General features: G+C 39.9%; 3 protein-coding genes. 1 reads left to right on the top strand and 2 read right to left on the bottom strand.

Annotation, left to right across the window (positions count from 1 at the left end; all coding sequences use genetic code 11):
* Positions 1–755 precede the first annotated feature (755 nt).
* Positions 756–2651: a sensor histidine kinase gene (locus ACWVCM_RS00460; protein WP_455199725.1), complete on the top strand. Its 1896-nt coding sequence runs from the start codon at positions 756–758 to the stop codon at positions 2649–2651.
* A gap of 16 nt (positions 2652–2667) precedes the next feature.
* Here ACWVCM_RS00460 and fliG read toward each other — a convergent pair whose 3' ends face one another.
* Together fliG and ACWVCM_RS00450 are read right to left on the bottom strand one after the other, a co-directional pair.
* Positions 2668–3678 (bottom strand): flagellar motor switch protein FliG, encoded by a 1011-nt coding sequence (fliG, locus tag ACWVCM_RS00455; RefSeq protein WP_455199724.1) that lies wholly within the window; start codon positions 3676–3678, stop codon positions 2668–2670.
* Positions 3671–4117, bottom strand: a 447-nt coding sequence (locus ACWVCM_RS00450; protein ID WP_455199723.1) for a hypothetical protein, incomplete at its 5' end; no start/stop codon positions are given. The genes ACWVCM_RS00450 and fliG, both read right to left, overlap by 8 nt.

Raw genomic sequence — 4117 nt, 5'->3', positions numbered from 1 at the left:
CTATGAAACTCTTTTTGACCAGTTGAGCAGTGGTATTGCCGTTTATCAGGCGGTTGATGAGGGAAATGATTTTGTTTTTCTAGATTTTAATCCGGCAGGTGAGCAGATTGATAATGTTAAAAAGGAAGATCTCGTCGGAAAGCTGAAAGACGCGTAGCCGTTAAGCACTAAAATTACGCACCAGGCAAACTAAAAAATCCCCCTACAACTTTTTCGTATGCATCGTAAACCAGTTAAGCGATGCACCTAATGGTTATACAGCTAGAGATTCCCTTCTTGCTGTAACGCAAAAATGACAAGTGCTAGTAATACGGAAAAGAAAATAATCGTTAATGTCATAACAATTGCTCCTCTATCTCGCCTAACAGAAACAAAGTGCCTGAAATTAGCGTACTTCGTTGCCTGGGTCATACAACTTCAACTCACTTACTTTATATTATTCTAATCGTTTATATCGTTTTTAATTCCTCTCAGCTGTCACGATACATGCAGCTATTTTTCGTCGTTATGTGACTTTTGACGCTCGCCAAAGCTGGTTGTACATCTACTATTTCAAGGAATTTTTAATGAAACCGATACAACTTTTAGGCTTACTGATAAATTACTGCTACACCATGAAGCCACTAAAACTGTATGAAAATCAGAAAGATATAGTGCTTGAATCAAAGGAATTGATTGGTAAGAGTATAGACGCTATTAAGTCAAAATCTACTTTTTCCTTTAGGTATTCAAATTAGCAGCGTGGATTTTTTAAAATGAAATCACTCTTTAAAAAATCAATCTCGTTGCGCCTGCGCCTCTTATCAGGGATTCTGGTCGTCACTGTCGCGGGATTTGTGATGCTGATAGTGACGACGTCAATCTACCGCAACCTGGCTTATCAGAATCAACGTAGTGCCATTACCGAACTGATTGGACTAAAAGTTACTAATATCCTGGAGGAATTGTCTGATATCTCCAAAAACCTGGGGCTTGATCTACAAACTGACACAAAACTCCGTCAGGCAATAAAAGAAGCTGACCTTAAAACCATTCAGACTTTCCTGGATATGCAATTCGACCGCTATTTTGTCACATCGGGAATGTTAAAGCTGAAAGACATATATATCTTCGATAATAATTTCGAATTTATAACTGACTCAAGCCGTGGTAATACCCATACCGTCTCTAAAAAACTGCATTGTGGCAACATGGTCGCTATCGCTAATAAGCGAGTTGGAGTAGAAAGACTAAAACCCATGGCACAACTCTGCACCAAGAAAAACGAAGCACTGTTTGGAGTGATTGTTCCTGTAGGTAGTCTGAATCCTTTTGCCTATATGCTCATTATTTCAGATCCAGCATTTAGTATTATTCAACTGGAACAAACGCTCGGCGATCCTGTTAAAATCACTCGGTATACGGGTGATATCGTCTATCAATCTCCGGTTTGGCCTGAAAAATATCAACTAGATGACTTTTTAATTGCCAGCCATACACTCCGTGATCCTAACGGTTCCACAATTTTAAAAACTCAAGCAGCTCGTGATATCGAACCTTACCGACAACAATTATTTGAACACACCCTGGTAATTATATTAATCAGCACAATAATCTTTGCCATTGTCGTTGCAAGCCTGGTCTATATATTGAAAACCAGTTTAAAACCCCTCGATGAACTGCATTTGGCCGCTGACAAACTAAGTAAAGGTAATTATGTAAAAGTATCAAGGACCAGCGTGCCTGAAATTGACGTTGTTATACAGTCCTTTAATACCATGGCTGAAGAGACCACGGACCTGATTAAAAAGCTACAGAGCGAAATCTTTGAACATAAAAAGACAGAGAAAAATCTGAAAAAACATCAGCATGACCTTAGCCTGGCACGTGATCAAGCCTTTGCCGCTTCTCGGGCAAAAAGTGTTTTTCTGGCGAATATGAGTCATGAATTGCGGACACCTCTCAATGCAATTATTGGCTATAGTGAAATGTTATTTGAAGATCCAAATCTGAATGTAACCAGGCAGCAGCTTGATGATCTAACCAAGATAAAATCATCAGGTCAACACTTGCTCGCAATCATTAATGACATACTTGATTTGTCAAAAATTGAAGCAGGAAAAATGGAACTGAACCTGGATCATTGCGATCTTGCATCTTTCACTAACGATACAATATCCGCGATGCAACCAATTGCCGCCAGGAATTCAAATACGCTGAGTGTTGATTTGGCTCCAGATATTGGATCTATTTACACAGATACCAATAAACTGAAGCAGAGCCTGTTAAATTTGCTGGATAATGCCTGTAAATTTACTCAAAATGGTCAGATTCGACTAGCGGTTAAAATCGAGACTCGCAATAACAATGACTGGGTTCAGTTTACGGTCTCTGATACAGGAATTGGAATCAGTGACGAACACACTCGCCATTTGTTTTCAGAATTTACTCAAGCAGACTCTTCGACCACAAAATCCTATGAGGGTACCGGACTGGGGCTTTCATTAAGCCAGCGTTTTTGTGAATTGATGGGAGGTCATATTACTTTTACCAGTAAGCTTGGCGAGGGCTCAATTTTTTCAATCAGCATTCCAAGGCACGTAGAAATGAAAAGCTCAGTAACCTACTCGCATAATAGCAATACTTCAGGCGATTATCCAAAGAGCGCTTAACTGCTATTGAAAATCTCTAGATATATTCATCCGAACCTTTAGCTCTCACTGAAATATCCCCGGCTTCTGCCAGTCTCCTCACTGTAGCCAGGATTTCTTTCTGCGCCACATCCACATCTTTAATTTTAACCGGCCCCATGGTTTCAAGATCATCACGCAACATTTCTGCAGCACGTTTGGACATATTCCTGTAAATTTTTTCTCTCACAACGGTATTGGTGCCTTTCAGTGCCAAAATTAATGAATCAGATGGAATTTCCCTTAGTATTGTCTGAATATCACGATCGACAAGATCAATAAGGTTATCAAATACAAACATTACGTCCTGGATAGACTGGCCAACATCAGGATCTATTTCTCTGATGTTGTCCATAATTTCGTTCTCCACACCAGAATCAAGATTATTTAGTATCTGAGCAGCCACTTTAATTCCGCCTAATGTAGACATTTTTACATTCGCTTTACCCGCAAACTGGTTCTCCATGATGCTATTAAGTTCCTGAAGCGCTTCTGGTTGAATACTGTCAATGTTAGCAATACGCAATAAAACATCGGAACGTAAATGCTCCGGAAAATAAGTCATGGTGTCAGCGGCCTGATCGGATTCCAAATGCGCCAGCACTATAGCGATGATTTGCGGATGCTCAAAACGAATGATGTCAGCAATTGATCTGGCATCCATCCATTTAAATGACTCAAGTCCTTTCTTGTTACTATCTTGAACTATACGATCCATCAAACTGCTTGCCCTGTCTTTACCAAGCGCCTGCATCAAAACATTTCGAACGTAATCATCAGTACCAACAGCGAGTCCGGCTTGTTGATCAATTGTGTCCGAGAATATTGCTAAAACTTTCGAAACCTGTTCCTTGTTAATATTTTTTAACTGAGTCATTTCGTAGCCTACTGCCTGTACTTCTCGCGGTCCCAAATGTTTCAATACTTCAGATGCACACTCCTCTCCTAGCGCCATCAACAATATGGCAGCACGCTTAATTCCACTGAATTCATCAACTTCGTTAGCCACCTTCTTTCACCCAGTTTCCTACGATTTGAGCCACTATTTTCGGCTCTTCACGAACCAGTTGTCTTGCTCTCAACATACTCTGTTCAAATGGCGATTTCTCATCAATTTTCTCGATACTGGCTTTTTCATTGGCATATTCTGTAAATTGCGGTTCATTACTCAAATTATCATTTGTTAACTCAATTTCACTAACATCCGCAGCAGAGTTTACTACTTTTTTGATCCCGCTATGTTTTGACCTCATCGCAAAAAGACCTGAAAACACTACCAGTAATCCCATTATTAAGTACCATTTCGCATCAACCGACCTTAACTGCTCCCAAATCTCAGGTTTCTGTGAAAGTCTGTTATTCTGCAATACATTAAACGGTTCGTTAATTATACTGACACTATCTCCCCGCCTGGCGTCATAACCAATAGCATGTTTTACAAGTTCTGT

It is taken from the genome of Kaarinaea lacus (assembly GCF_975902315.1).
Note: the sequence above shows the minus strand (reverse complement) of the source record. Positions and strands in the feature narration are given on the sequence as shown.

Bases quoted from the DNA above. Each gene is read 5' to 3' on its own strand.
- ACWVCM_RS00460 (WP_455199725.1), top strand. From the start codon at position 756: ATGAAATCACTCTTTAAAAAATCAATCTCGTTGCGCCTGCGCCTCTTA.